27 protein-coding genes and 1 pseudogene are annotated in these 25,593 nt (G+C 47.1%); 15 read left to right on the plus strand and 13 right to left on the minus strand.

Annotation, left to right across the window (positions count from 1 at the left end; genetic code table 11):
• Positions 1–127: 127 nt before the first annotated feature.
• A complete protein-coding gene (locus tag DIJ65_RS05575; RefSeq protein WP_117300773.1) occupies positions 128–949 on the minus strand; it encodes an STAS domain-containing protein in 822 nt (273 codons plus the stop codon).
• A 159-nt stretch (positions 950–1,108) separates the two neighbouring features.
• A complete protein-coding gene (locus DIJ65_RS05580) occupies positions 1,109–2,155 on the minus strand; it encodes a bifunctional glycosyltransferase family 2/GtrA family protein (protein ID WP_117300775.1) in 1,047 nt (348 codons plus the stop codon).
• 231 nt (positions 2,156–2,386) lie between these two features.
• On the opposite strand from DIJ65_RS05580, the gene DIJ65_RS05585 reads away from it, so the two are divergent.
• Both DIJ65_RS05585 and DIJ65_RS05590 read left to right on the plus strand, forming a co-directional pair.
• The gene (locus DIJ65_RS05585; protein WP_117300777.1) at positions 2,387–3,085 is read left to right on the plus strand and encodes an ABC transporter ATP-binding protein; all 699 of its coding nucleotides are present in this window, start codon (positions 2,387–2,389) and stop codon (positions 3,083–3,085) included.
• On the plus strand, positions 3,075–4,373 hold the full coding sequence (locus DIJ65_RS05590; RefSeq protein ID WP_117300779.1) for an ABC transporter permease: 1,299 nt from the start codon (positions 3,075–3,077) through the stop codon (positions 4,371–4,373). The genes DIJ65_RS05585 and DIJ65_RS05590 overlap by 11 nt, the downstream gene beginning before the upstream one ends.
• A gap of 46 nt (positions 4,374–4,419) precedes the next feature.
• Here the strand turns inward: DIJ65_RS05590 and DIJ65_RS05595 are convergent, their stop codons facing one another.
• Entirely contained in the window at positions 4,420–4,995 is a 576-nt protein-coding gene (locus tag DIJ65_RS05595) for a hypothetical protein (RefSeq protein ID WP_117300781.1), read from the minus strand.
• A gap of 57 nt (positions 4,996–5,052) precedes the next feature.
• Positions 5,053–5,607, minus strand: coding sequence for a M15 family metallopeptidase (locus DIJ65_RS05600; protein WP_117300783.1), 555 nt, complete (start codon positions 5,605–5,607; stop codon positions 5,053–5,055).
• 104 nt (positions 5,608–5,711) lie between these two features.
• On the opposite strand from DIJ65_RS05600, the gene DIJ65_RS05605 reads away from it, so the two are divergent.
• Both DIJ65_RS05605 and DIJ65_RS05610 read left to right on the plus strand, forming a co-directional pair.
• The gene (locus DIJ65_RS05605) at positions 5,712–6,443 is read left to right on the plus strand and encodes an NADPH-dependent oxidoreductase (RefSeq protein ID WP_117300785.1); all 732 of its coding nucleotides are present in this window, start codon (positions 5,712–5,714) and stop codon (positions 6,441–6,443) included.
• A 22-nt stretch (positions 6,444–6,465) separates the two neighbouring features.
• On the plus strand, positions 6,466–7,080 hold the full coding sequence (locus DIJ65_RS05610) for an NAD(P)-dependent oxidoreductase (protein ID WP_117300787.1): 615 nt from the start codon (positions 6,466–6,468) through the stop codon (positions 7,078–7,080).
• 175 nt (positions 7,081–7,255) lie between these two features.
• Here DIJ65_RS05610 and DIJ65_RS05615 read toward each other — a convergent pair whose 3' ends face one another.
• The 5 genes from DIJ65_RS05615 to DIJ65_RS05635 are packed head-to-tail and all read right to left on the minus strand — an operon-like array spanning position 7,256 to position 10,924.
• Positions 7,256–8,200, minus strand: coding sequence for an ABC transporter permease (locus tag DIJ65_RS05615; RefSeq protein ID WP_071151956.1), 945 nt, complete (start codon positions 8,198–8,200; stop codon positions 7,256–7,258).
• On the minus strand, positions 8,178–9,101 hold the full coding sequence (locus DIJ65_RS05620) for an ABC transporter ATP-binding protein (RefSeq protein WP_071151955.1): 924 nt from the start codon (positions 9,099–9,101) through the stop codon (positions 8,178–8,180). Before DIJ65_RS05620 ends, DIJ65_RS05615 begins: the two co-directional genes overlap by 23 nt.
• Positions 9,098–9,802, minus strand: a complete 705-nt coding sequence (locus tag DIJ65_RS05625; protein WP_071151954.1) for an ABC transporter ATP-binding protein — start codon at positions 9,800–9,802, stop codon at positions 9,098–9,100. The genes DIJ65_RS05620 and DIJ65_RS05625 overlap by 4 nt, the downstream gene beginning before the upstream one ends.
• Entirely contained in the window at positions 9,799–10,158 is a 360-nt protein-coding gene (locus DIJ65_RS05630) for a GntR family transcriptional regulator (protein WP_071151953.1), read from the minus strand. Before DIJ65_RS05630 ends, DIJ65_RS05625 begins: the two co-directional genes overlap by 4 nt.
• Before the next feature lies 1 nt (position 10,159).
• Positions 10,160–10,924 (minus strand): hypothetical protein, encoded by a 765-nt coding sequence (locus DIJ65_RS05635; protein WP_071151952.1) that lies wholly within the window; start codon positions 10,922–10,924, stop codon positions 10,160–10,162.
• 142 nt (positions 10,925–11,066) lie between these two features.
• Here DIJ65_RS05635 and DIJ65_RS05640 point away from each other — a divergent pair, with 142 nt between their 5' ends.
• A complete protein-coding gene (locus DIJ65_RS05640) occupies positions 11,067–11,489 on the plus strand; it encodes a hypothetical protein (protein WP_071151951.1) in 423 nt (140 codons plus the stop codon).
• 247 nt (positions 11,490–11,736) lie between these two features.
• Here the strand turns inward: DIJ65_RS05640 and DIJ65_RS05645 are convergent, their stop codons facing one another.
• Positions 11,737–11,991: a hypothetical protein gene (locus DIJ65_RS05645; protein ID WP_071151950.1), complete on the minus strand. Its 255-nt coding sequence runs from the start codon at positions 11,989–11,991 to the stop codon at positions 11,737–11,739.
• Entirely contained in the window at positions 11,988–13,145 is a 1,158-nt protein-coding gene (locus tag DIJ65_RS05650; protein ID WP_071151949.1) for a class I SAM-dependent methyltransferase, read from the minus strand. The genes DIJ65_RS05645 and DIJ65_RS05650 overlap by 4 nt, the downstream gene beginning before the upstream one ends.
• A gap of 161 nt (positions 13,146–13,306) precedes the next feature.
• On the opposite strand from DIJ65_RS05650, the gene DIJ65_RS05655 reads away from it, so the two are divergent.
• The 6 genes from DIJ65_RS05655 (at position 13,307) to cydC (ending at position 20,552) form a co-directional block, all read left to right on the plus strand.
• A complete protein-coding gene (locus DIJ65_RS05655) occupies positions 13,307–14,950 on the plus strand; it encodes an AMP-binding protein (RefSeq protein ID WP_185959496.1) in 1,644 nt (547 codons plus the stop codon).
• Positions 14,951–15,159: 209 nt separating this feature from the next.
• The gene (gene wrbA / locus DIJ65_RS05660) at positions 15,160–15,777 is read left to right on the plus strand and encodes an NAD(P)H:quinone oxidoreductase (protein ID WP_071151948.1); all 618 of its coding nucleotides are present in this window, start codon (positions 15,160–15,162) and stop codon (positions 15,775–15,777) included.
• Between the two features lie 223 nt (positions 15,778–16,000).
• Positions 16,001–16,648, plus strand: coding sequence for a hypothetical protein (locus DIJ65_RS05665; protein ID WP_313903010.1), 648 nt, complete (start codon positions 16,001–16,003; stop codon positions 16,646–16,648).
• Between the two features lie 106 nt (positions 16,649–16,754).
• Complete coding sequence (locus DIJ65_RS16255; protein ID WP_154718718.1) at positions 16,755–16,931, plus strand: hypothetical protein; 177 nt, start codon at positions 16,755–16,757, stop codon at positions 16,929–16,931.
• A gap of 190 nt (positions 16,932–17,121) precedes the next feature.
• A complete protein-coding gene (gene cydD, locus DIJ65_RS05670; protein ID WP_117300791.1) occupies positions 17,122–18,849 on the plus strand; it encodes a thiol reductant ABC exporter subunit CydD in 1,728 nt (575 codons plus the stop codon).
• Positions 18,846–20,552 carry a thiol reductant ABC exporter subunit CydC gene (cydC, locus tag DIJ65_RS05675; protein ID WP_117300793.1) on the plus strand — a complete coding sequence of 569 codons (1,707 nt, stop codon included), beginning with the start codon at positions 18,846–18,848 and terminating at the stop codon, positions 20,550–20,552. The genes cydD and cydC overlap by 4 nt, the downstream gene beginning before the upstream one ends.
• 73 nt (positions 20,553–20,625) lie before the next feature.
• On the opposite strand, the gene DIJ65_RS05680 is transcribed toward cydC, so the two are convergent.
• A complete protein-coding gene (locus DIJ65_RS05680) occupies positions 20,626–20,856 on the minus strand; it encodes a hypothetical protein (protein ID WP_071151991.1) in 231 nt (76 codons plus the stop codon).
• A gap of 209 nt (positions 20,857–21,065) precedes the next feature.
• On the opposite strand from DIJ65_RS05680, the gene DIJ65_RS05685 reads away from it, so the two are divergent.
• The 3 genes from DIJ65_RS05685 (at position 21,066) to DIJ65_RS05695 (ending at position 24,156) form a co-directional block, all read left to right on the plus strand.
• Positions 21,066–22,088, plus strand: a complete 1,023-nt coding sequence (locus tag DIJ65_RS05685) for a Delta(5) desaturase DesA (protein WP_117300795.1) — start codon at positions 21,066–21,068, stop codon at positions 22,086–22,088.
• 335 nt (positions 22,089–22,423) lie between these two features.
• Positions 22,424–23,560 carry a sensor histidine kinase gene (locus tag DIJ65_RS05690; RefSeq protein WP_071151992.1) on the plus strand — a complete coding sequence of 379 codons (1,137 nt, stop codon included), beginning with the start codon at positions 22,424–22,426 and terminating at the stop codon, positions 23,558–23,560.
• Positions 23,557–24,156 carry a response regulator transcription factor gene (locus DIJ65_RS05695; protein ID WP_117300797.1) on the plus strand — a complete coding sequence of 200 codons (600 nt, stop codon included), beginning with the start codon at positions 23,557–23,559 and terminating at the stop codon, positions 24,154–24,156. The genes DIJ65_RS05690 and DIJ65_RS05695 overlap by 4 nt, the downstream gene beginning before the upstream one ends.
• Positions 24,157–24,285: 129 nt before the next feature.
• Here the strand turns inward: DIJ65_RS05695 and DIJ65_RS05700 are convergent, their stop codons facing one another.
• Complete coding sequence (locus tag DIJ65_RS05700) at positions 24,286–24,648, minus strand: DUF2188 domain-containing protein (RefSeq protein WP_071151993.1); 363 nt, start codon at positions 24,646–24,648, stop codon at positions 24,286–24,288.
• A 109-nt stretch (positions 24,649–24,757) separates the two neighbouring features.
• Here DIJ65_RS05700 and DIJ65_RS05705 point away from each other — a divergent pair.
• Positions 24,758–25,405: pseudogene (locus DIJ65_RS05705) on the plus strand (sodium:solute symporter family transporter); the annotation flags it as partial.
• Between the last annotated feature and the right edge of the window lie 188 nt (positions 25,406–25,593).

Genomic DNA, 25,593 nt, shown 5'->3' on the forward strand with positions numbered 1-25,593 from the left:
TCGGCATTAAAAGTTTGCTTTTTGATTATAGCACCTTGGTCGCAAGGGCTCAAATAAAGTTTCTTCAAAATGCAAAAAAAAAATTAAAAAAAGAAGCCTCTCCATTGGAGAAGCTTCTTGGTGCCACCTATTGACCGATAGTCTCCAGTGCCTGTTTGACGGTGCTGAAGGAATGGGTGGAAGCCATTTCGATATTGCTGTTGACCACGACTTGTACAAGTTCAGGGCGCATGCCGGATGAGACGACTTTTATGCCCATTATCCGGAGCATATTGCCGATCTGGTGCAAGGATTCTGCGACATGCCGGTTAATCGTCAGCACACCCGAGAAATCTACAATTACATACTCCACATTCATTGCAGCGATTTTCGGTATTGCTGTTTCCATGATATAGTGGGCCCTTTCTTCATCGAAATAGCCGATCAGCGGAAGGACAACCACTTCATCGCGTATTGGAACAATGGGCGCGGAAAGGGCTACGAGCTCCCTCTGCATTTCCTGCTTTGACTGTTCGGAAAAGCGTTCGAAAGCGAAGACAGTTTCGTTGAGGCTGACATCCAGCATACGATTGATCTGTTTAATAATATGGGCTGTATCCGCTGTTGAGAGGCCAATATTGATGCTGCCGCGGCTTAATATTTCTGTGAAAATATCTCGCGTCAATGGATATCGGATTATGATCTCCGAGAGCTTGCCACCGCTTTTTACCTGCATCTCAGCGTTATTTTTGCTCCATACGATTAAATGTTCCGGTACAAAGTCTTCACTTTCGTTGTTCAGTGAATCACCGAAAAACCCGAGAAGTTTAACGTACATGGAAAAAGCCATACTTTTTTCTTCTTCTGATATCCCCGGTTGGCTGCGTGACACTACATATTCGACAACCTCCTCAGAAATTGACTGTGCGTTTTCGCAGATATAAGAGGAAAACTGGTCGACAGTTGGCATTTCCTTCACACCTTTACATGAATTCATAATTTAATTATAGACTAATTCTGGATAAGATGTAATTTATATTTGTACAATTCCAAGGCGCATATGAGTGTAACCAAACGGAAGCCAGGAAAAAAATGGCACCTTTTTTCCTGGCTGATGGAAGTTCCTGTTTCATTCTTTCCGGAATACCCAGGAACGCTGGACGATAAAGCCAAAGATAAAGAGAATGGTATCGACCAGTATTTTCAGGATGATTTCGCCCCGGCCGAGCCATTCGGCATAAAGCAAATGGACCGAAGCGGCGGAAGTCAGCATGATAAACGTGGCAAGGAGATAGTAGCGTACCAGGGATTTACTGGATCCTTTCTTAAAGACCTTATTGCGGTTGATATAATAATTGAACAATGAGGACAGGACGCGGGCCGCAATCGTGGCCAAAATAATAAACAGTCCAGGGGCCGGGTCTTTCAGCAATTGGATGAAAATCCAATATAATCCGATATCGAGTACGAAAGATGCTCCTCCGGATAATCCATAGAAGATGAAAATCTTATAAATATGGAAGGAGTCTCTCAATGGATTGAAATGTGATGAATCATTGTCATCTATATAGACGGTTTCGATGGTCACTTCGGTCACTTCAATATTGTTTTCTTTTAAAGAGGCCAGGACATTCATCTCGTATTCGTACCGCTCACCGATAACCTTCAGCAATTGCGGCAGGTATCTGACGGGAATCCCCCTGAGTCCGGTTTGGGTGTCAGTAAGGGCGGTGCCGGTTGAAAGCCGGAACAGCAACCGCGTGATGCGGTTTCCGAAGCGGCTTCGGAAGGGGATATGGCTGCGGCTGAAATCCCGCGCGCCGAGTACTACATTTGCAGGCGATTTGATGAGCCGACGGGATAATTTGACCATATCACTGACGAGATGCTGGCCATCCGCATCCGCTGTTATAACTGCCTGGTAGGAAAGATTATTCGTGACTATGTATTGGAAGGCGGTTTTCAGTGCACGGCCTTTTCCCTGGTTGGCAGCATGCTTTAATAATATTACTTCTTTATGAGTATCCAGGGATTCAAATATGTGTGAAAACTCCTTGCCGCTGCCATCATCGACGATTAAAATCTGTTCAAATCCCGCTTCGATGATATTTTTGACGGTGTCCAGACACATTTGATCCGGTTTATACGCGGGAATAATAATAGCGAACTGCTTCACGTATGACCTCCTTTCCGGTTCTGCTGGATCCTATGATCAGTGCATACAACCCGATTATCCCCAGAACGCCTGATTGAACAGCTGAGATTCTGTTTATTTAGCACTATATTGTAAGAATACCCAAGCTGAAGGGCCTTCACACAGCATCTTAAGAAAATCTTCAGAAAGCCCCTCCATATTTATTAAGATTTTCCATTTATGCTGAAGTCAGCAGTGAAAGGGGAAGGAATTATGATAAAAATCAGAGGGTTGCACCATCATTTTAACATAGGGAAAAAAGGAGACCAGCGGCAGGTACCGGTATTGAAAGGAGTCACGCTTGAAGTGAGCGAGGGAGAAATTGTGGCCATACTGGGCAAAAGCGGTTCCGGAAAATCGACGTTGCTTCATATACTTGCGGGGTTCATGCTGCCGGAAGCGGGGTCGGTAATGGTCAATGGCAAAGAAACCTCGGTCTTGAAGGAAGCGGAACAGGCGGACTTTCGCTTGCAGAACTTCGGCTTCATCTTTCAGAATTTCCAGTTGATGCCGGGGCTCAGTGCATTTGAAAACGTCGAACTGCCTTTGAAGATCAAAGGGATGGATGAAAAGGAACGCAAACTAAAAGTGGAGAACCTGCTCCAAAAAGTAGGGCTGCAGGAAGTGGCAGGCCATTACCCGAACGAACTTTCCGGCGGCCAGCAGCAGCGGGTCAGCATTGCCCGCGCGCTGATTACGGATGCGCCCATCATTCTGGCCGATGAGCCGACAGGAAGTTTGGATTCCGAAACGGAAAAAGAGATCCTGTTGCTGATTCAGTCGTTGAATAAAAAGCTCGGGCTGACGTTCGTCATCATCACGCACGACGAGGAAGTGGCTACTGTTGCAGACCGCCAGTACCGCCTGCATGACGGCGAATTGGTGAAAGGGGAGCAGCGCCATGCAATTTAAAGACCAGATCGATTTTATCAGACAGCATATGAAACGCAACAAACTGCGCGTCGCCACGACGATTCTGGCCGCGACGATGGGCTGCGCATTTTTGATCGTCCTGGCTTCGATCGGTTTTGGGTTGCATCAGACCATTACCGATGATGTCCTGGATAATAATATGGTGACGGAAATTGAAATTGCCGGGAAATCGGGCGGTGAGACAGAAGTGGCTCCAGCCGATATTCCGGCAGCGGACCTTCAGAAAATCAGAGAAATGGAACACGTTGTGGCGGTAGTGGAACGGAATCAGCCGGAAGCCGAAGCGCAAACCGTGATAGGTAATCGCAGTGCATATTCCAGAATCGTCTTATCCAGTATGGAAGAAGAACAAAAAGCTGGATTTGCTTTGTCGGAAGGGAAGATGCCGTCCAAAGCTGAGGAAATCGTAGTCGGCTATCATATGGCAAAACAATTGTTGACAGAAGCGGAAATGGAAAAGGAAGCCAATGGTGAAGAGGTTGACGGATTTGCAGGCAGCCTGATCGGCCAGACCATCGAATTGCAACTAACGCCTTTCAGAGACGAAGGAGAAGAAGCGAAAGAGAGCTCGTCATGGGAATTCGTGGTGACAGGCATCGCGAAAGAACCGGCGAAAGACTGGATGACGGACAACAGTGTCTATGCGGACAGTTCCTGGGGGGCGGTATTCAATGAAGAACTGGACTTGCAGCAAGGCTATAAATATATCCTTGTTTACGCAGATGAACTGCAGAATGTCGGAGGAATTACAGACACCTTAAAAGAAGACGGCTATTACGTCTATTCCGTAACGGAAGAGTTGGGTTCGATGAATGTCTTCTTCACTGCATTAAAGGCAGGACTGATCTTTGTCGGAACAATTGCGGTACTGATCGCTTCCATCGGTATTTTCAATACGATGACGATGGCAGTGACGGAACGTACGCGCGAAATTGGCGTCATGAAAGCGGTCGGCGCACAACCAAAATTGATCCGCAAATTATTCCTCATGGAGAGTGCAGCCATCGGCATCATCGGAACCGTGTTGGCAGTTGCCATTTCCTTCGCCATCAGCTTATTGTCCAACTGGCTGATTCCGATGATTGTGCTGAACTCTTTAGGCGAAGACAGGCCGGCTGATTTCACCCTGGTGATCTCGACCATCCCATGGCAGCTTGTGGTGATCGCATCTGCCATCAGCATCGGCGTGGCCATGCTGTCAGGCTGGCGTCCGGCGCGAAAAGCCACGCAAATCGATGTAATCCAGGCGTTGAGACAGGAAATGTAACCCCAGCGAAGAAAAAAGCACGTTCCCGAACGGAACGTGCTTTTGGCTATTCGTCGATAACTTTGAAATCGACTTCCGCATGTATTTCGTAGTCAGTTTGGACGCCGTCCGGGCTTTCGGTAAAGAAATTGGCGTATCCGTTGACAATGTAATAGCCCTGTGGAAATTCATTGTTCATCACTTGTTGCATAAACTCGATATAAGCCGCATCGTCCTGATCGCTGTACCCACCGCTTCCGGTATAGGATTCTCGGAGAGGCTCACCTTTCGTTAAAGTTGTAGTCAGCAGAGGTTCGATCATCGGATAGTCCAATTGATAGCCTCGCGTCTTTTCTTCCATGGGAAAAAAGAACGCGGAGCCGGCATGGTAAATATCGATGCTGTCTTCTTCGCCGACATACTCAAGTTCAGCATAGACCTCAACGGGTCCGCCACTCGCGTATTGTTCCTGTTCGGAAACAAGGCGGTAAATAAAGTCGCCATCAGTAGTGGACGCTTTGGTATTTGAAACGGAATAGTCATCGATGGAAGGGATCGTGTCAACAGGTGTATCCCCGCCAGTTCCACAGGCGGCAATCAGCGGCACCATCAGCAATAAGGACAGGAAGGCAATTTTTTTCATGTCTATTCACCCCTCTTTACTGAAGTAGTCGTAATTGAAGGCGAAAGAGTTACAGGGTCATTCTATTTTATCCTCGGGTCGCCAGCCTTTCTGCAATTCCCGAACCGATAAACCGAAATCCATTTCAAGATGAGGATAATCCTTGAACCGGCTCCAGTCGCCGCCCCAGTCAAAGCCGAGGCCTTTGCCGATATCCGCAACTTCAAACCAGTCCGGGCGCCCATTGCCGTTTCCATCGCGTTCAATGTCCCAGACGACCGAACCGTCATCGAGTTTCAGGGCGAAATCAATGGCCAATCCATAATTATGATAGGATTCTCCGGCTTCGGCATGGGTGACGATATTGCCGGCTTCACTGCGTCCTTGTTGATGCAGCGAAGCCTGTTCATCGAAAGAACGGAATCCGTCAGTGATGACGATGTCGACCCCAATCTCTTCTGCCGCAGCGACCAGCTCACGGCTCTTCTCCGCCACAATCGGGTGCAGGGCATCCGGCAGGGGCCGGGCTGCCAATTCTTCGCGGAACTCCACTTCACGTTGTATCCAGATAAACAGAAAACCGCCGAGCAGCAGCAGAAAAAGTATTGTAAAAGCGGTTTTTGCCTGTTTCATTTGTTCATCACCTCTATGGTTTTATTTTAGCAAAAATCGTTGCAACAGTATCCTCATACGGAATTTGGTACGATGGAACAAACAATCCTTAGGAGGTAATACATATGGTTATCGAATTAATGAAATCCCATGCTTCAGTGCGTGATTACAAAGAGGAGCAACTGACACGGGGAGAAGTGGAAGAGTTGATCGGAGCGGCGCAGCATGCGGCAACGTCTCATTTTGTCCAGGCATATTCAGTCATCTGGGTGACGGATGCTGAAAAACGGAAGAAGCTTGGCGAATTGTCCAAGAATCCAAAACAGATGGAAGGCGCCGGTGCTGTTTTCCTTATGTGCGCCGATTACAACCGCCTGAAACATGCCGGAGATATGCAGGGCGAGTCGATTGTCTTCGACCAGGCCGAGAATTTGCTGGTCGCAGTGACAGATGTGGGACTGCTGGCGCAAAATCTGGCGCTGGCGGCCGAATCCAAAGGCTATGGCATCTGCTATATCGGCGGTGTCCGCAACAATATGGGCGCAATCAGCGAATTGGTCGGATTGCCTGAAGGTGTGTTTCCCGTCTACGGCCTGACTGTCGGTGTCCCGAACGAAAAGAATGACGTAAAACCCCGTCTGCCGGTGGAAGCGATTTTGCACGAAAATGACTACAACGAAGAAAAATACGAAAGAATTCTTCCGGCTTATGACAAGACAATCCAGGACTATTACGGAAGCCGCGGTTCCAACCAGAAAACGGCGTCCTGGTCACAGCAAATGGCGGATTTCCTGAAAAAACCGCATCGTCCGGATCTGAAAGCGGTATTGGCATCAAAAGGCTATAAATTCAAATAATCATGCAGAGGAGGACGAAGAGATGAAACTGGCAATTTTCGGCGCGACAGGCAGAGTGGGCGGTGAAATCTTAAAGCGTGCGTTGGCAGACGGTCACCAGGTGACGGCCCTGCAGCGTTCGCCCAAGCTCGACAAACATCCGAATCTGGCGACGGTATTCGGCAATGTCCGGAACAAAAAGGATATTGACCGCACTATTGCGGGAGCCGACGCAGTCATCAGTGCATTAGGAACAGATAAGACCACGACGTTGACGGATGCCATGCCTTTCATAATCGAGGCGATGGAACTGGGCGGCATCAAAAGGATCATAACGATTGGAACGGCCGGCATCTTAAACAGCCGGCTCGAAGAAGGCAAGCTCCGTTACCAGGGGGGCGACTCGAACCGGAAAATGACCTTCGCTGCGAAACAGCACGAAAAAGTCTTTCGCATGCTGGAACAATCCGACTTGGAGTGGACCATCGTCTGTCCGACCTATTTGCCTGATGGGGAAGCGAAAGGCGGATACCGCACGAAAAAAGATTATCTTCCGGAGGACGGCAAAGAAATCAGCGTTGGCGATACCGCGGAATTCGCCTACTATCAACTGGAGAACAGCGAAAACATCGGCAGCCGTGTGGGATTGGCGTATTAATGGCAGAATGGCTCGGATTTTCCGGGCTTTTTTATTTGCGATCAACTTTCATAAGAATACGATCAACTTTCATAAAAATACGATCAACTTCCAACAGAATAGGCTCAACTCGCCCCTGCAACGAAAAAACCCGCAAAGCCAACCAGGCTTTGCGGGTTTTCCATATAAGGTTTTATTACGCCGTAACGTCGCGTTTGCCGAAAGTGACATAGCTGATGGCCATAAAAATAACAAAATAGACAAACAGCACAATCACGGACAGCGTCATCGTGATATCATCGACCAGCATAAACCCGGTATAATATTGCGTCAGGTCGGTGTGCGTAAACAGATAATATTTGACGATTTCATAATTCGCCAGCAGGAAGACCGCCTGAACGCCCGTGAACAACAGGAAAATCGACAGCCCGATGGCGAGTGAACTGGAGCGGAATGCAGTGCCCAGCATAAAGGCGAAAGTGCTGATCATTAAGACGTTGACAAAGCTGAGTGCGGCCAACCGGAGGCCTTCCAGCCAGAACGATCCTTCGACAACTTCTGAACCATTCCAGACAAGGTACGTTCCATCACTGACACCATAAAAGATTAACCCCGCCACTGCCGTGACGATGAATAATACAACCGCCAGCAGCAATGCGTACAGCATCGTCGTGATGAATTTCGAGCTTAAAATTTTCCAGCGTTTGACGGGACGAGTCAACAGCATTTTGATGGTGCCCTGTGAAAATTCAGCAGCCACAATGCCGCCGGCGACGATAACCGTGAACAGCGTGACAAGGGACATCAGGGCGTGCGAGTCGATGACGCTTTGCTGCATGCTGTTGGAGTCAAAAGGAGCGACATCGTTTTCGAGACGATGCTCGGCAATAGCCACTTCGCCTTCAAGATACTCGCGCCGTACGTCACCCAAGCTGTTATTCTCCAACAGGATTAAATTGTTGGCCATTTCAGCGGCTTCCAGCTGCTGCCATGTTTCTGTATTGGCAGTATTCATGGAGTTGTCCACCCATTTGGTGATGGCGGAGGAGCTGAACAGAATGACTGCCAGCAGAATGATCATGATCCAGGAAGATTTCCGGCTCCATAATTTCATCCATTCATTTTGTATGAGCTTGAGCAATTTCTCCACCTCCAGTCAGTTCAAGGAATTGATCTTCCAAAGTCGCTTGGAACGGTTGAATGGCAAATATGGAAACTTCGGCATTCACCAGTATTTTGATGGCGCCCGGAATATGTTCCGGTTCGGTCTCCACCAACAGTCCACCGTCATGGCGGGAAACCGGGAAGCCGATTCCGGCCAATATCTCTTCTGTCTGTGCCAACGGCTCGGCCTTCAAATAAAAGCGGGATTGCTGAAGCTCTTTGACGTTTTTGATATCGATCAGTTCGCCATTTTGAATAATGGCGATCCGGTCGCATAATAATTCGATTTCCGACAAAAGATGGCTGGAAACGAAAACCGCGACGCCATTTTCACGTGCGATTTTCTGCAGGTAAAGACGGAATTCCCAGATGCCTGCAGGATCAAGTCCATTGGTCGGTTCATCAAGAATAAGGAATTTCGGTTTGTGCAGAAGCGCCTGTGCCAACCCGAGACGCTGCCTCATGCCGAGGGAATACGAACCGACCTTTTCATTGATGCGGTTTTGCATGCCGACCTGCTCAATGACTTCATTGATGCGCTTTTTCGAAATGCCTTTATGCATTCTCGAAAAATGCAGCAGGTTTTTATAGCCCGACATGTATTTGTACATTTCCGGGTTCTCGACGATTACGCCGACTTTCTCGATGCTTTCCTCAAAATGATGCTTTACTGATTGCCCGTCGATCAATACATCGCCTTCAGTCGGTTTCATCAATCCGACCATCATCCGGATGGTCGTGGTCTTGCCGGCTCCGTTCGGTCCCAGAAATCCGGTGATCTGCCCTTTATACAAATCGAGATTCAAGTTCTTGATAATTTTCTTGCTGCCGATTGTTTTTGACAGATTTTTAATCTGTACCAATGCCTGCTCGTTCATCCTGCTGCACCCGCTTTCGTCCCTTTTGTCATCCATTCCACCGTGTCCTGGCCCGTTTCGTCCCGGATGTCATCCAGTTGCCTGTGGGCCAATACGTTTCCGCCTTTCAAAAGCACCAATTCATCGAGCAAAGTTTCCACTTCCCGGATTTCATGGGTCGACAGGATCAAAGTCTGGCGTTCGAGATCCGTAAAGCGGAGCAGGCCTTTGACCAGATCGCCTCGTACCATGGGATCGAGTCCGGAAAACGGTTCATCCATTAAATAATAGCGGCTTTCACGCCCTAAAGTTGCGGCCATTTTTGCACGTCCACGCATGCCCTTGGAAAGGGTTTTCATCTTCGAAGACAGGGGAACTTCCAAAAAATCGAGCACCTCTTTTGCTTTTACTTCATTGAAATCTGCGAACTGGCTCCTGTAATAGGCGAACATTTGCCCGACTGTGAAATAAGGATAAAACATGTCGGCATCAGGAAGGTAAGCGATTCTTTCGGCATCTTTCCGGGACACCGGCTTGCCGTCGATCAGGATGGATCCGCTGTCGATGGGGCTGACGCCAGCCAGGGATTTCAGCAAAGTCGATTTGCCGCTGCCGTTCTCACCGGCAATTCCTATTATTTTTCCCGTTTCGAGAGTTAAACTAACACACTGAAGCGCTTTAGTTGAGCCGTATGATTTTTTTACATTGTTCAATTCGATCATTGGATTTCCCTCCTGACGAGTTCCACGATTTCCGCCTTCGAAAAACCGTACGCCTCCACATTGGCGATAAACGATTTCACGAGATCGGTTTTCTTGCTGGCCCGCAGCTTGTCAAGGCGAGCTTCATTTTCTGTTATGAATGAACCCTGGCCACGCCTGGTTTCTGTAAGTTCCATCGCTTCCATCTCCCTGTAAACCCGTTGCACGGTATTGGCGTTGACACCGACTTCGATTGCATATTCCCGGACAGAAGGCAGCTTGTCGCCGGGTTTTCGGACGCCGCGGATGATGTCCCCCGACAGGCGTTCGATCAGCTGCTGATAAATCGGCTTATCCTTATCAAACTCAAGCCCCATGTCAAGCCCTCACTTTCTTCTCGAACCAGTAAGCGGACACAAAATAAAGAAGAACCAACAATATTGTTACAAAGGCAAACTGGCCAATTTGCAGTGTGGCCGGCGTTTCAAAAGGCACCTTTAACCCGCGCGCCATATTGGCCAGAAATTCGGATTCATGCAAAGGGACGATCCAAAAGTCGGTGAGTGCTGCATAGAGATCAGTTGCCTTGAATCGATCCCACATTTCAAGAAAGAAAATAAAAAATCCGAAAGTGACAATATAAGCAAAGCCCCCAATCTTGGGTTTCATTGAATAAAACATTGTGATATAGAAATAATAGATGATTGTGATCTGCACCGAAAAAAACAGAATGCCCGCTGCGAACATGGCGGCGGAAGGAAGAAGGTTTCTGACTTCCAGTAAATCGGGTGCAAAGAGCAGAAACACAAATGTCAGGGAACTTATCCATAACAGCGAAATGGCGGTGGCAAAAATTACTGTAAGAAATTTGCTGGCATTAATTTTATGTATGGAAGCACTGGAATGAAAAAAGATATCCGGGCGGTCCATCTCTTTTGTAAGAAGAATGGACAGAAGAATTATTGGTGCGAACATGTGCAATGCCATCACAGTGCCCGAAAAAACAAGTAGTCCTTCAAAAAATTCAAACTGGAAAAGCATCGCTGATCCGAGCGGAATAATAATATCCAATAGTAAAGCCACTAACAAATAGCCCTTGATGATGGTCCAGTCTTTCCTGAATAACCCACGCAATTGATTCATGTTGCATCTCCTTGTCTTACTGTATTAACTGAATAGTACACCTGGTGGGTGTGCAATGCAATACAATTTTCCTGATAAGTGTCTAACGGGGCATTAGAACGGGAAAGGAGAGGTATACCGTTCTAACGGGGGAGGAATTGCGATGAAAAATTTGAAGGACAAAGAGCAGATTCTGATGGCTTTTTATGCCCAATATTTCAAGGGGGCTACTTTGGAAGATATTAAGCAGCTGGATCAGCGGCTTTCTGAAGGGATAGGGGAAGAACGCTATCAGGCGGCAATGAAGGAATTGGAAGAAGAAGGGCTGGTTTTTGGCATTGAAAAAGCGGAAGCGCGCCGAAAGGAAGACGGAGTAGACGGCCCGATGGCCACCAATGAAGGCATGTTGTATGTCAATAGTGCCTTGAACCTGCAGTCCGAGGCTGTCGAGGACCATCAACTCGATTACCTGGAAAACAACCTGAAGACAAGCGGTCTTGAATTTACACTGGAGCCGGTCAAAGAATATATAATGGAAGTAATCAGTGAGCAGGCAGACAAAAAGCCGAACGAAAACTCACCGTAAACCGGAAAAGAAGCATCCTCCAATGTGGAGGATGCTTCTTTTGGGGTAATTGTCCAGACTCCAGCGGCCCAGCTCTTCGGGTCATAAGCCGGCTCAGCTGCGTGGCAAAAACCGCCACTTCGCTGATCCGTCTAACCCCTTATTGCTCCTGCATCGCTGCGCTAGCTTCGTCGCAAAGAGATGTCCCAAATTCCATTTGGTCCATCCCTTGCCTTACAGAGCTTGACGGGCGCTGTCGCTTTTCCTTCTACAATTCCAGAACGAAAAAGGCGATAAAGATAGTCAATACAACGATGGTGTTGATGATGGTGCCGGTTTTTCTGCTGACGTTATCATCAAGAGCGGGAAAACGCTCGGCAAGCTTCATGCCGCCCACGATCAATGCCACCAGAACGAGCAGGTTGATGATGATGTGCATATCGTAGACGTGCACATCAATATAGCGTACCAGAATCACAGAAAATGCCAGGATAATGCCGTTCACAATATGGATTTTTTTCATAAAAGCTCCTTCAATTCGTTTTCGAGAAATGGTTTAGCAGACAGCAGAGCGGTAAACTGCCGGTACCGCTCCAGTTGTCCGGCGTCCGGTTGCCGTCCGGTTTTATAGGCGCGGATTAAAATGTTTTTGGGTGTATGCTCCATATCGATGAATTCCATCAATTGTGTTTCATAGCCGACAAGCGACAGCAATTCGGCGCGGATGGAATCCGTCGCGAGCGCACTGAAGCGTTCTTTGATCAGGCCGTGCTGCAGCATAATGTTCAATTCCGGTGAAGCGATCTGGTGATTCAGTTCGGTTTGGCAGCAGGGTACACTCAATATGACTTTCGCGTTCCATTTGACGGCGCGGGCCAGTGCCATATCTGTGGCGACATCACAGGCATGCAAGGTCACCACCATATCGACTGCGGAATCCTCGTTATAATCATTGATATCCCCTACCAGAAATTCCAGTTGCCCGTAGCCCAGGTCTTCCGCAATCATTTGGCATTCTTCAATCACTTCTTTTTTCAGATCAAGCCCCGTCACCCGGAGGTCGAGCCCTTTTTCTACACGCAGGTAATGATACAGCGCAAAAGTCAGGTACGATTTTCCCGAACCGAAGTCGAGGATGCGGACTGTCCGGTCTTTCGGCAGGTGGACCAGCGCATCGTCGATGAATTCGATGAACCGGTTGATCTGGCGGAATTTATCGTATTTTTGTTTTTTGACACTGCCATCCGGATTCTGCACACCGAGGCGCACCAGAAACGGATAGGGAATGCCGTCTTCCAGCAAATATTGTTTTTTCCGGTTATGCGAAAGCTCCACTTGTTTTTTCCCGGTCTCTTCGGTTTTCCAGCCCACTTTGAATTTCTTGGACAACTGGACCTGGACCTTTTCTTCCGTGAACTGGAAGAGACCCTGGCGAAACTCCGCGAATAAATTCTCTAATTCTTGCCCGGCTTCTTCTGCCGTCAAATTTTTATGTTTCAGCACATGCTCGTGCTGGTACTCAAATTGAATATAATACAGATCTTTAATTTCCACGGGTTTCAGTCGGATGCGTTTCAAATCGCCTGATTTCTGCCTCGGCTGGCTGATGGTTGCAGAAACAAGCTTATGCTGAGCGATGCGTTCCGTGAGTTCCTGTTGCATTTCTTTTAATTCCATTGCATTTCCTTTCCTGATTCAAGATAAGACAAGTTTATCACGGAAACGAGCAATTGAGACAGTAACTGTTTGTGGAATCTCTACCGGGATGTTAAATTATTTGGAATTTTATGATAATATTATAAGGGAAATGAAAACGTATACACTTTGGGGGTATGGAAATGGCGATTTTACATCAAACTGTCGGGGAAACGATCCGGAAGCAAGCATCTCTCCATCCGGAAACAGAGGCATATGTCTATCCGGAACACGGAATACGCAAAACGTATAAGGAATTCGATGAGGAAACCGACCGGCTGGCCAAATCCTTTATTGGTCTCGGGATTGAAAAAGGCGAGCATATTGCCATTTGGTCTGATAACAAGCGGGAATGGCTGCTGAGCCAATTCGCCACCGGGAAAATGGGCGGTGTTCTGGTGACCGTCAATACGAGCTACCAGTCAAGTGAACTTGAATACCTCCTGAAGCAATCCGATTCGACCACGTTGATATTAGGCGAAGAATTCAAAGGCAGTAATTATATCGACATTATCAATACCGTGTGCCCGGAGCTGAAAAGCTCGGAAAAAGGGGAGATCCGGAGCGGGAAACTGCCGAATTTCAAGCGCGTTATTGTTATGGGTGAAAACAATTATCCTGGCATCTATACGTGGAGGGAATTTGAGGCTTTCGCCGATGGGGTGTCGGATGAGCAATTGGAAGAGCAATTCCGATCAATGGACCCGGACGATGTCATCAATATCCAGTATACATCCGGTACGACGGGGTTCCCGAAAGGCGTCATGCTGACGCATCTGAATGTCGTCAACAACGGTAAGCTGGTAGGTGATACGATGAATCTGACGGAAAACGACCGCTTGTGCATTCCGGTGCCGTTCTTTCATTGCTTCGGCTGTGTACTGGGAACAATGGCGGCTGTCACCCATTCCACGACGATGGTCATTGCCGAACAATTCGATCCGGAAAAAGTGCTGCAGATGGTGCAGGATGAAAAATGTACCGGATTGCATGGCGTTCCGACAATGTTCATAGCGGAACTGAACCATCCCGACTTTGCATCATTTGATACTTCCACGCTGCGCACCGGTATCATGGCCGGTTCGCCATGCCCGATTGAAGTCATGAAAAAAGTGATCAGGGACATGGGAGCGTCGGAAATCACCATCGCCTACGGCCAAACAGAATCTTCGCCGGTCATCACCCAAACCCGTGCGGACGATGCCATTGAAAAACGGGTTTCCACTGTCGGCAAACCGCATGCCGAAGTCGAAGTGAAGATTATCAATCCTGCAACTGGGGAAACTGTGCCTGCTGGTGTACCGGGAGAATTGTGCACACGCGGTTATCATATCATGAAGGGTTATTATCAAAACGAAGCAGCGACGAAAAATGCAATCGATCCGGAGGGCTGGCTTCATACGGGCGATATCGCCATGGAAGATGACGACGGTTATATCGCCATTACCGGCCGCATCAAAGACATGGTCATCCGAGGCGGAGAAAACATTTATCCGCGGGAAATTGAAGAATTCCTTTACAGCCATTATGCCATTCAGGACGTTCAGGTCGTCGGAGTGCCGGATCCCAAATATGGAGAGGAATTGATGGCCTGGGTCATTCTTAAAGAAGGCGAAACACTTGATGCGGAAGAACTGCGGGATTATTGCACGGGCAAAATTTCGCGCCATAAAATTCCCCGCTATTTCGAATTTACGAAAGAATACCCGATGACCGCTTCGGGCAAAATTCAGAAATTCAAACTCCGGGAACTTTCCATTGAATTGACAGAAAGCAGTCAGGTGTAACCAAAAAGAGGTGCCGCAATAATTGCAGCACCTCTTTTTGGTTGATATAGCAGGTTTCTTCTATATATATCCCCATCCGAAAGAATGGAAATTTGTTTAATCGGAAGTAATTGAGGGGAAACTGGTAAAGTAACAAATATCTTGAATACAAGGTATTTACATGTTCTGCAGCTGCCTTGGAATGACAATGCGAAGGAGAGATGTTTAAAATGGCAAATGTAAAATTGGCGATCATCTACTACAGCTCCACGGGTACAAATTATCAGATGGCCCAATGGGCTGAAGAAGCAGCTAAAGAAGCGGGAGCAGAAGTGAAACTTGCAAAAGTGAAGGAAAATGCACCGGATGCAGCAATCGATTCGAATCCCGCATGGCGGGAGCACCTGAACGCTACAGCGGATGTGCCGACAGCAGAGGTGGATATGCTGGACTGGGCGGACGCAATCATATTCAGTGTGCCGACACGTTTCGGACATGTATCCTCACAGGTGCAACAATTCCTGGATACGACGGGCGGCTTATGGGCACAAGGGAAATTGGCGAACAAAGTTGTAAGCGCAATGACTTCGGCACAAAACCCGCATGGCGGTCAGGAATCCACCGTTCTTGCTCTTTATACTTCTATGTTCCATTGGGGCGCCATCGTGGCAGCGCCGGGGTACTCAGATCCGGCACTCTTCAAAGCCGGCGGAAATCCATATGGTACAAGCGTATCTGTCGATCAGGATAACAATATGGTGGAAGACGTACAGGATGCAGTCAGCTATCAGGCGAAGCATACTGTGGAAGTGGCTCAATGGATTAAAAATGGTAGAAGCCAGCAATAATATATCAATTTAAAGCAGATGGGCCAATACACTCCTCATCTGCTTTTTCTGTATGTTTAAAGGTGCAATCAAAAAATATTAAGGGCAATCTGCAGTGAATTCATATAAAAGATTTGTTATTTAAATTACGGATGGAGCGATTCAGATGTTTTGGAACACGCTGCTTTATATTATCGGCTTTGTACTTATTCATCTTTTTTCAAAAAATATGAAGTTTCTCGATGTGGTTCCGCGCAGCCGGTTTTTATCTGTCGTCGGAGGGATATCGGTAGCGTATGTATTCTTGCATCTTCTGCCTGAACTCGGCCATTTCCAACAGGAACTGGAAGGGGAACTGGGTAGTAGTGCGTGGAGATTTATTGAAAGTCACATCTATATAATGGCAATGATGGGACTTGCCATCTTTTACGGCCTGGAAGTGATGGTCAAAAAATCCAAGAAAAAGCAAGGTAAGAAAACCCAGGCTCCGGCAGGTGTTTTCTGGGTGCATATTGGAACATTCATTTTATACAATTCTCTGATTGGATATTTATTGGTTCATGATCAATTTGCAAACAGGTGGGGAATGTTCTTTTACTTTGTGGCAATGGGACTTCATTTTATTACTATTGATAAATCTTTACGGAGCACTCATAAAAAAGATTATGACAAATATGGTCGATGGCTTTTGACTACGGCAATTATCATTGGCTGGCTGGTTGGAATTTTGACGGAAGTGGGGGAATTGGTTGTCTCTTTACTTGTGGCATTATTAGCCGGGGGCGTAATCCTGAATGTCATGAAAGAAGAACTTCCCGAAGAGCGGGAAAGCAGTTTTCTTTCTTTCGCCATAGGGATGATGACTTATTCAATACTATGGCTGCTAATATAAAAATGAAATTAATAGCATTTTCTGACTATTTAAAGTATAATTCAATTCATATATATGGGTACTATGATACAAGCCTTTTAAACTATCATCTTGTGAGGTGGCTGAAGTGGTAAAAGAAGAGGAAAAAGTTGTTTTCATAGGCGAACTGGATAAAATGCGTGATGAATATCGAAAATGCCGGGACCTCTCTTTGCGCCTGCAGATTGAAGAGGACATTGAATTGCTGCAAAAAGCCATCATCATCTCAGAAAACGGATCGGAAGAATATTTCAATAGAACCTGAAACCCGCATACTAAAAAGTGTGCGGGTTTTCGTTTGCAGAAAGGGTTTATTTCCCGGGAAATAAACCCTTTCTGTTTGTGAACAAGACTGTAACAAAACTGCTGATTTTTAGCAGCGCACAGACCCTCGGAACGGAATATGGAGCAACATCCTTTATAATAGGGTTATATGAATGGAGAGGGAGAACAGTATGAAGGACTTGAAAGGGCTTGCTTTTGAACAGAAAAAACAAATTGGCCTGCTGATTGCGATGTCAGTCCTGAAAGGGGCGTCGACAATCGGCCAGGCTGTATTTTTCGTTCTCGTTGTTGATGGAGTCTTTATAAAGGGGCGAAGTTTTGAAGAAATACTGCCGTTTCTCTATGCACTGTTAATCTCCATCATCATTCGTTCTCTCTCAAGTTACATTATCGGGCGTACAGGCGTCGAAATGGCTGCTGTTGTCAAAAAACAAATGCGAATGAAATTGATCCGTTCTTTTGCCGAAGATCCTCTATTGTCTTCTGCCGAAAGCCATTCCGGACGAAAAGTCAGTTTGCTGATGGATGCCGTTGATGAGACGGACGGCTTTTTCAGTAAGTACATCCCCCAATTGATACAAAGTTACATTATTCCACTGATGCTCCTGGTAGTGGTCTTTTCCCAAAACTGGACAACGGGCCTCATAATATTGGTGACTGCTCCCTTCATACCGGTCTTTATGGCGATTGTCGGTAAAAGGACAAAAGAAAAAGCGGACGAGAAGATGGAGCAGCTGAACAGGTTCTCCGGAACATTCCTTGATATTTTACAGGGGCTGACCACATTGCGGCTGTTTGGCCAAAGCAAGAAACAAAAAGAAAAAATTGAAGAGAGCAGCAAAAATTTTCGGGATTCAACTATTGATGTTCTAAAGTCGGCCTTCCTGTCTTCTCTGACCCTTGAATACATTTCGATGCTCAGCATCGGGATTATTGCTCTCGAAGTGGGTTTGCGGCTTGTCGTTTTTGATAACCTCAGCTTCTTCAGCGCATTCTTTATCATGATTCTGGTTCCGGATTTTTTTACGATGCTGAAAGATTTCGGCAGTGCGTTCCACACGGCCCGCGGAAGTGTAGCTGCATCGCAACTGTTGCATGAAGAGCTTGCCAAAGAGCGGAAGCCGGTGGCGTGGGGGGAAATGGAATTGCCGGAAAGTATGCCGCCGCATATCAGGTTCGAAAAGGTGTGTTTTTCATATAACGATGAATTCAGGTTAAGCGATATTTCCCTGGATATAAAACCGTACAGCAAAATCGCCATCATCGGCAAGAGTGGTTCGGGGAAAACTACATTGATGCATATCCTGGCCGGATTACTGCCGGTATCGGAAGGGGATATTCTGATTGATGGGAAGAGGCGCAATGATATCAGCGAAACTGGCTGGTTCAACCAGCTCAGCTATATTTCCCAGTCCCCTTATCTTTTTGCCGGTTCGATCAAAGAAAATATTGCAATCGGCACGAACAGGGAGCCAACGCAGGAAGAGATTGCTGAAGCAGCGGAAAAAGCCGGCGTTACGGAGCTTATCGATTCTTTGCCGCAAGGCTACGGGACATTGGTAGGAGAAGGCGGCCGCGGATTGTCTGGCGGCGAAAAGCAGCGCATCGCCCTGGCGCGGGCTTTTTTGAAAAAGCCGAATGTAATTCTATTCGATGAGCCGACAACCGGCCTCGATCTGCATACAGAAATGATTCTGCAGCAATCCCTTGCAGAGCTTTCGAAAAAGGCGACAGTAATAACGGTGGCGCATAGATTGCATACGGTGCGCGCTTCAGACAACATTGTTTTTCTTCAAAATGGCAAAGTGGTTGCTTGCGGCACACACGAAGAATTGGCTGGAGAGTTCGGACCGTACGAGGAACTGTTGCCGCTCCAGCAAGGAGGTGCAATGCGATGAAGGAATTAGCACAGGTACTGAAATTGACGATACTGGAAAAACGTGATGTGTCATTGGCAATTATCTTCGGTGTGCTTGCGGGTCTGGCGAGCGTCGCGCTATTGGCTTCGAGTGGCTATTTAATTTCCAAAGCGGCTCTTACCGGACAGATGACTGTGCTGATCGTCATTGGGGCGAGCCTGAAATTATTCGGACTGGGTTCAGCCATCAGCCGCTATGCGGAAAGACTCCTTTCCCACCGGGCCACTTTCACAATGCTTGGCAACCTGAGAGTCGCTTTTTTTGAGAAGCTCGCTCCCGTGGCACCCGAAATTTATGGGAAATACCGAAGTGGGGATTTGCTGGCCAGAATTATCGGCGATGTCGAAAGTCTGCAGAATTTTCTGCTGCGCGTATTTTATCCACCGGTCGTGCTGCTGTTGGTGTTTACCGGTACAATTCTCTTTACTCTCTATTTCTCGGTATATACAGCAATCCTGCTTGCCCTCGGCTACCTCCTCACTGCCGTGGCGGTGCCGGCATACTTTGCCTGGCGCAAGCGCAGGAAGGACTGGAGAATCAGAGAGAGCCGCGGAGCTCTGTCAGCTGAAGCGGCCGAATTTCTGTATGGTTTCCGTGAGCTGAAAATTTACCAGCAACTTTCCGGAAAAGAACAGCTATTGGCACAGTTGATCGATTCCTATCACGAAGAACAAAGAAATGAAGGGGAAGAGGAAGTCTACAGCCAGTCGATCAATGGACTTTTTGCTCTTCTTGTATCATTGGCAATTCTTGCAGTAGGCGCATATTCCACCGCTGCCGGCGATTTGAACGGGTTGTATTTGGCCATGCTGGTGATGATTTCATTGGGTGTTTTTGAAAACATCTCACCGATGGCGGCATTTCCCGGGCATTTTGAAGAGAGTCGGAAAGCGGCTGTCCGGCTCGAATCCATTGTCGATGAAACACCCCGTAAAAAGAAGATGGCAGAGCTGCCGCCGGGACCTCTGTCCGTATCTGCGCGAAACCTGTCTTACGTGTTTCCGGGGGAACAACGACCGGCGTTGAAAAATATCACCATCGATTTTCCGGCAGGCAGCAGAACTGCAGTCGTTGGTCCGAGCGGTTCCGGCAAGTCGACATTGTTGGCTCTGCTGATGGATGTGCTTCCTGCTCACGGAGGACACGTCCTTTATAATGGGCGAACTTCCGAAGACTTTTCTCAGGAAAGTATTTGGCGCGGGCTTAATGCAGTGCTTCAGGAAAATCATTTTTTCTATGGCACCCTGCGCAGCAACCTGCATATTGCCGATTCTTCAGCTGATGACGGAGAGATGATCGCTGCTCTGAACAAAGTGGAACTCGGTGGATTTTCACTGGATATGGAAGTGGAAGAAAAAGGCCAGAACCTGTCCGGTGGGGAAAGGCAGCGTCTCGCAATAGCACGCGCCATTTTGAAAGGGAGTGCATTATGGCTGCTCGACGAACCTGTTTCATCCGTCGATTCTGCGACAGGAAGGATTATTTACGAGCGGCTTTTCGAAGATAATCGAGGTGACACATTCATCATCATCAGCCATGACCTGGCCGGTCTTGAAAAGATGGATCAAATCATCGTCATGGACCATGGCGAAGTAATCGAAAGTGGGTCGTATGGTGAATTGATGGAACGGAAAGGCTATTTCCACGGATTGAAGGAAATCGAGCAGCAGGTTATGGCGTAAAGCAATAAAAAACCGCTGAGAGTTTCTCGGCGGTGTAAATGTTCGATGGCAAAGCTTACGCGGCTTTGCTTTTTTATTTTGCCAAAAAATCCTGCTCTTTTTTTGCGTCTTCCAATTTCATCTGTTCCAGCTCGAGCCGCAACTTTTGCGTCTCGATTACATAATTGTCATGCTTCAGCCGTTCAAGCTCGATTTCACTTTCTATCATCTTGTGCTTCAGCTTGGTTTGCGTTTCCAGATGGGAAGTGATGATTGCGGCCAACGGGATGGAAAAAATCATTATAACTGCCACCAGATAAATCATGGAATCCACCTCTTCTGCGTAACATCTTATTTGAATTTCTAGTACTTTACCCTTCCGGATAATAAAGGAAACTCTTCCGCTGCCGCAAATACATGACAAGTGTCATGTATGAATCCGTGCGTTTATGACTTATTCATGCCGTTCATTTTTATTATTATTAGGTTAATAAGTTATCCGGACGCCGAATGTCCGAATAAGGAGGAAAAATTATGAGTAAAGAAAAAACAGCACAACTCCGTAAATTCGTGAAACCTTTTGAGCAGGCAGATGTGAAAGCAAGTGTCAAACAAATGGTCAATACTATACCTCCATTCTTCCTGTTTTGGTTCCTTGCGTATCAGGCGTTGGATGTTTCGATCTGGCTGACCATTGCAGCATCAATCGTTGCAGCAGGATTTGTCATCAGAACATTCATCATTTTCCATGACTGTACACACGGTTCATTCTTTAAAAACAAAAAAGCGAATGCCATTGTAGGGACAATCACCGGCATCATAACATTATTCGCTTTTGAAAAATGGAAACGCGAGCATACAATTCACCATGCTTCGAGTGGTAACCTCGACAAACGTGGGGTTGGCGACATCTGGGTCATGACAATTGATGAATATGTCGAAGCTTCGAAATGGGAACGTTTCAAATACCGCTTGTACCGCAACCCGCTGGTCATGTTCGGATTTGGACCATTATTTCTTGTATTGATTTCAAGCCGTTTCAACCGCAAAGACGCTCGTAAAAAAGAGCGCAATAACACGTATTTGATCAATATCTCATTAGTAGTCATCTACTCACTTCTTATTTTGGCAATCGGTTGGCAGGCATTCGTCATTGTTCAAGGGACAACGATGTTCGTTGCTGGAGCATTCGGCATTTGGCTGTTCTATGTACAACATACATTTGAAGATTCGTATTTTGAAGATGAAAGCGAATGGGATTATGTGAAGGCAGCGATAGAAGGAAGCTCATACTACCAGCTTCCGAAAGTTCTTCAATGGGTAACAGGAAACATCGGTTTCCACCATGTTCACCATTTGAGCCCACGGGTTCCGAACTATAACCTGGAAAAAGCACACGAATCCACTCCGCCTCTTCAGCAGGCAACAACAATCAATATCAAATCTAGCCTTAAGTCATTGAGTTACAAAGTGTACGATGCGAATAATAAGACCTTCGTCACATTTGGCGACATCAAGCATTTGCTGAATGATTCCAAGAAGACAGCAGCTGAGTAAGAAAAGTGGAAACGGCCGTTCAGCTCCGAAAGGCTTAAGATGAACTTCCGAAGCGGCGCGCTTTGCCGCACAGGAAGGATAGCTTAAGTCCGAGGAGTTGGCCGTTGGAGTCTGGACAATCAAGAAAAGCGGAAACGGCCGTTCAGCTCCGAAAGGCTTAAGATGAACTTCCGAAGCGGCGCTCTTTGCCGCACAGGAAGGATAGCTTAAGTCCGAGGAGTTGGCCGCTGGAGTCTGGACAAATAAATCTAAAAACCATTCCCTCAGCGGAATGGTTTTTTCTTCGTGAAAGAATTTGGTATGATGGTTAATAATAGCAACATGAGGAGGAGCCTATGCAAAGCTGGTACCAATTATTTCCCAAAAACCCATGGCTCAGCCTTTACGCATGGGTCATTTTTTGTATTTTGCCTTTCTTTTTCATTTTCCGATCTTCTTCTGTGGTTGAAATTGCACTCGGCATCGCCTTGTTGGGGCTGTTCTTTTTGGCGTACCGCCTGTCGGTCAACTCAAAAACTGGCTTTGTCTATGTATGGGTAGGCATAGAAATGGCGGTCAATATCGTGTTGACCTATCTTTTCGGCTATGTCTATCTGGCGATTTTTGTTGCGTTCTTCATTGGCAACATCCGCAATAAAGTCGGGTTTTATATAATTTACGGCCTCCATATCGGTACGACTATCGCAACGGTTGCTTTCGGTATCGCGTTCCAAAGCACACTTTTCATGTCCCAGCTGCCGTTTGTCGTGCTGACGATTCTCGGAGTCATTCTGTTGCCGTTCAATACCTATAATCGCAATAAACGTGAAAAACTGGAAGGCCAGCTGGAAGATGCCAACAAGCGGATCTCACAATTGGTTATTATTGAGGAAAGGGAACGGATTGCCCGGGACCTCCACGACACACTGGGCCAAAAGCTTTCACTGATCGGACTGAAAAGTGATCTTGCCAGCAAACTGATTTACCGTGACCCGGAAGCGGCGTTGAATGAAATCAATGACGTCAGGCAAACTGCACGCACCGCATTGAAGGAAGTCCGTGAATTGGTATCGGATATGCGGGGGACGAAACTTGAAGACGAGTTGCTGCGGGTGCAGCAGATTCTGAAAGCGGCTGAAATCGATTTCGTTTTGTATGGGACTCCAAAGCTCGGGAATACTCCCTTGCTGGTCGAAAACGTCCTCAGCATGTGTTTGAAGGAAGCGGTCAATAATGTCGTTAAGCACAGCCGGGCCACCAGATGTACCATCCTGATCAAACAAACACCGCAGGAAGTGTTGGTGCAGGTTCAGGATGACGGCATCGGCCTGCCTGATACCGGAGTGTTTATGCAGGGGAATGGCTTGGCCGGCATGAGGGAGCGGCTGGAATTCATCAACGGCTCTGCTGACATCAAAGGGGCGGAGGGCATGACCTTGAATATCAGGGTACCTAACGTAATTCTTTATAAATCCAAGGGGGAGATGGAATGATTCGGATTGTATTGGCTGAAGATCAGCGCATGATGCTGGGAGCTTTGGGGTCTTTGCTTGATCTGGAAGAGGATATGGAGGTTGTGGGCATGGCTGCAAATGGCCAGGAGGCTGTCGATCTTGTCGCAAATCTGAATCCGGATATTTGCATCATGGATATTGAAATGCCCTTGAAAAGCGGACTGGATGCTGCGGAACAACTGAAAGAACATCCCTGCAAAGTCATAATCCTGACGACATTTGCGCGCTCCGGCTACTTTGAACGGGCCCGCAATGCGGGGGTCAGCGGCTATCTTTTGAAAGACAGTCCGAGCGAGGATCTGGCAACTTCCATTCGCAGCATCATGGCCGGGCGCCGCATCTATGCCCCTGAGCTGGTGGACCTTGCCTATGAAAGCGATAATCCACTGACAGAACGGGAAAAACAAGTGATGGAGCTGATTGCGCAAGGACGCAGCACGAAAGAAATTGCCAATGAATTATTCATCACCTCCGGAACCGTGCGGAACTACATCTCCACCATTTTGGATAAACTCGAAGTCGGCAACCGGATTGAAGCCATTTCCCGTTTCAAGGAAAAAGGCTGGTTTAAGTAACGGGTTTTCTCAAAAAAGAACAACAACAGAAAAAACCGGCGAAGAAACGCTCTTTCTTCGCCGGTTTTTTACATATTACAACCACTGCCGGAAGTGCAATTTAAATGCTTTAGAGTAATTCGCCAGGGTTCATTCGTATAACTTTTCTTCGAGTTTTCCGTCTTCTGTGTAGATATGGAGTTCGCCATTATTCTTATTGACGTAGCGTTTGGCGTCACCCATCAGATCTTCTTTTGTTTCCTCAATCAGAATCGCTTTCTTGCTGTCTTTTTTCTTCAATTGCCAGCCCTCGTCATGTACACGGATTTCATAAACCGGTTGTTCTTCGTCGCCGTGAACACTGGATTTGGCGCGGTCGAGTGCTATTGGAATCGCCCGTCCTTCTTCGTAGCCATCGCGCAGTAAAGCGTTGGCAATTTCGATTGCTTTGCTGCGAACATCAGGGTTTAAATTCTTAAATGAATCCGGGTAATCGTCTTTATTCCATGGCATCCTAATCGCCTCCTTGCCTCTCAATTCCCCTTTTTAATAGGTAATAAAACAAAAAATCACTGGTATTAAAGGCTCAGAATGATACAATGGTGTGGAAGGGGGAGATAAGATGTCAGATTTAACTTATCAAATCATAGCGCTAATTATTTACCTCATCGCTATGTTATTAATCGGATGGTATGCTTATCGCAAAACCGTTAATTTATCGGATTACATGCTCGGAGGACGTGGCCTTGGCCCGGCCGTAGCCGCTTTAAGCGCAGGAGCATCCGACATGTCGGGCTGGTTGTTACTGGGACTTCCCGGTGCTATTTACGTCGGCGGTCTAGTAGAAGTTTGGATAGCGATCGGTTTGACGATCGGTGCCTATTTAAACTGGTATTTCGTAGCGCCGCGTTTGCGCGTCTACTCACTAGTAACGAAAGACTCGATTACGATTCCAAGCTTCTTGGAAAATCGCTTGAGAGATTCTTCACGTCTATTAAGAATTGTTTCAGGTATTATCATTTTGATTTTCTTCACATTTTATGTGTCTTCAGGAATGGTCGCAGGCGGCGTATTCTTTGAAAGCTCATTCGGATTGAGCTATCAGCTTGGGATGGTCATAGTTGCTGCAGTCGTAGTGGCCTATACACTATTCGGCGGATTCCTGGCAGTCAGCTACACTGACTTTGTCCAAGGTGTCATGATGTTCCTCGCGTTGATAGCTGTTCCTTCTGTAGGGATTTTTGTAACGGGCGGCTTTGGCGAAACTGCGGAAACATACTAACATTAGTAGCACAGACCACGGCCATGGTCTGTGCTACTATTTTTTTGTAGAAGTGAAGTCGTGCGGATGCGTGGATCTCAGAATCCGGACCAGGAAACCGACTCGCTTCACACCCTTATCCGAATCAGGTTAGTATGTTGGGTCCCAAGAGACCGTATAAGAAAGTGGAATCGATA

The sequence above is a fragment of the Planococcus salinarum genome (genome assembly GCF_007004625.1).
Classification (GTDB): Bacteria; Bacillota; Bacilli; order Bacillales_A; family Planococcaceae; genus Planococcus; species Planococcus salinarum.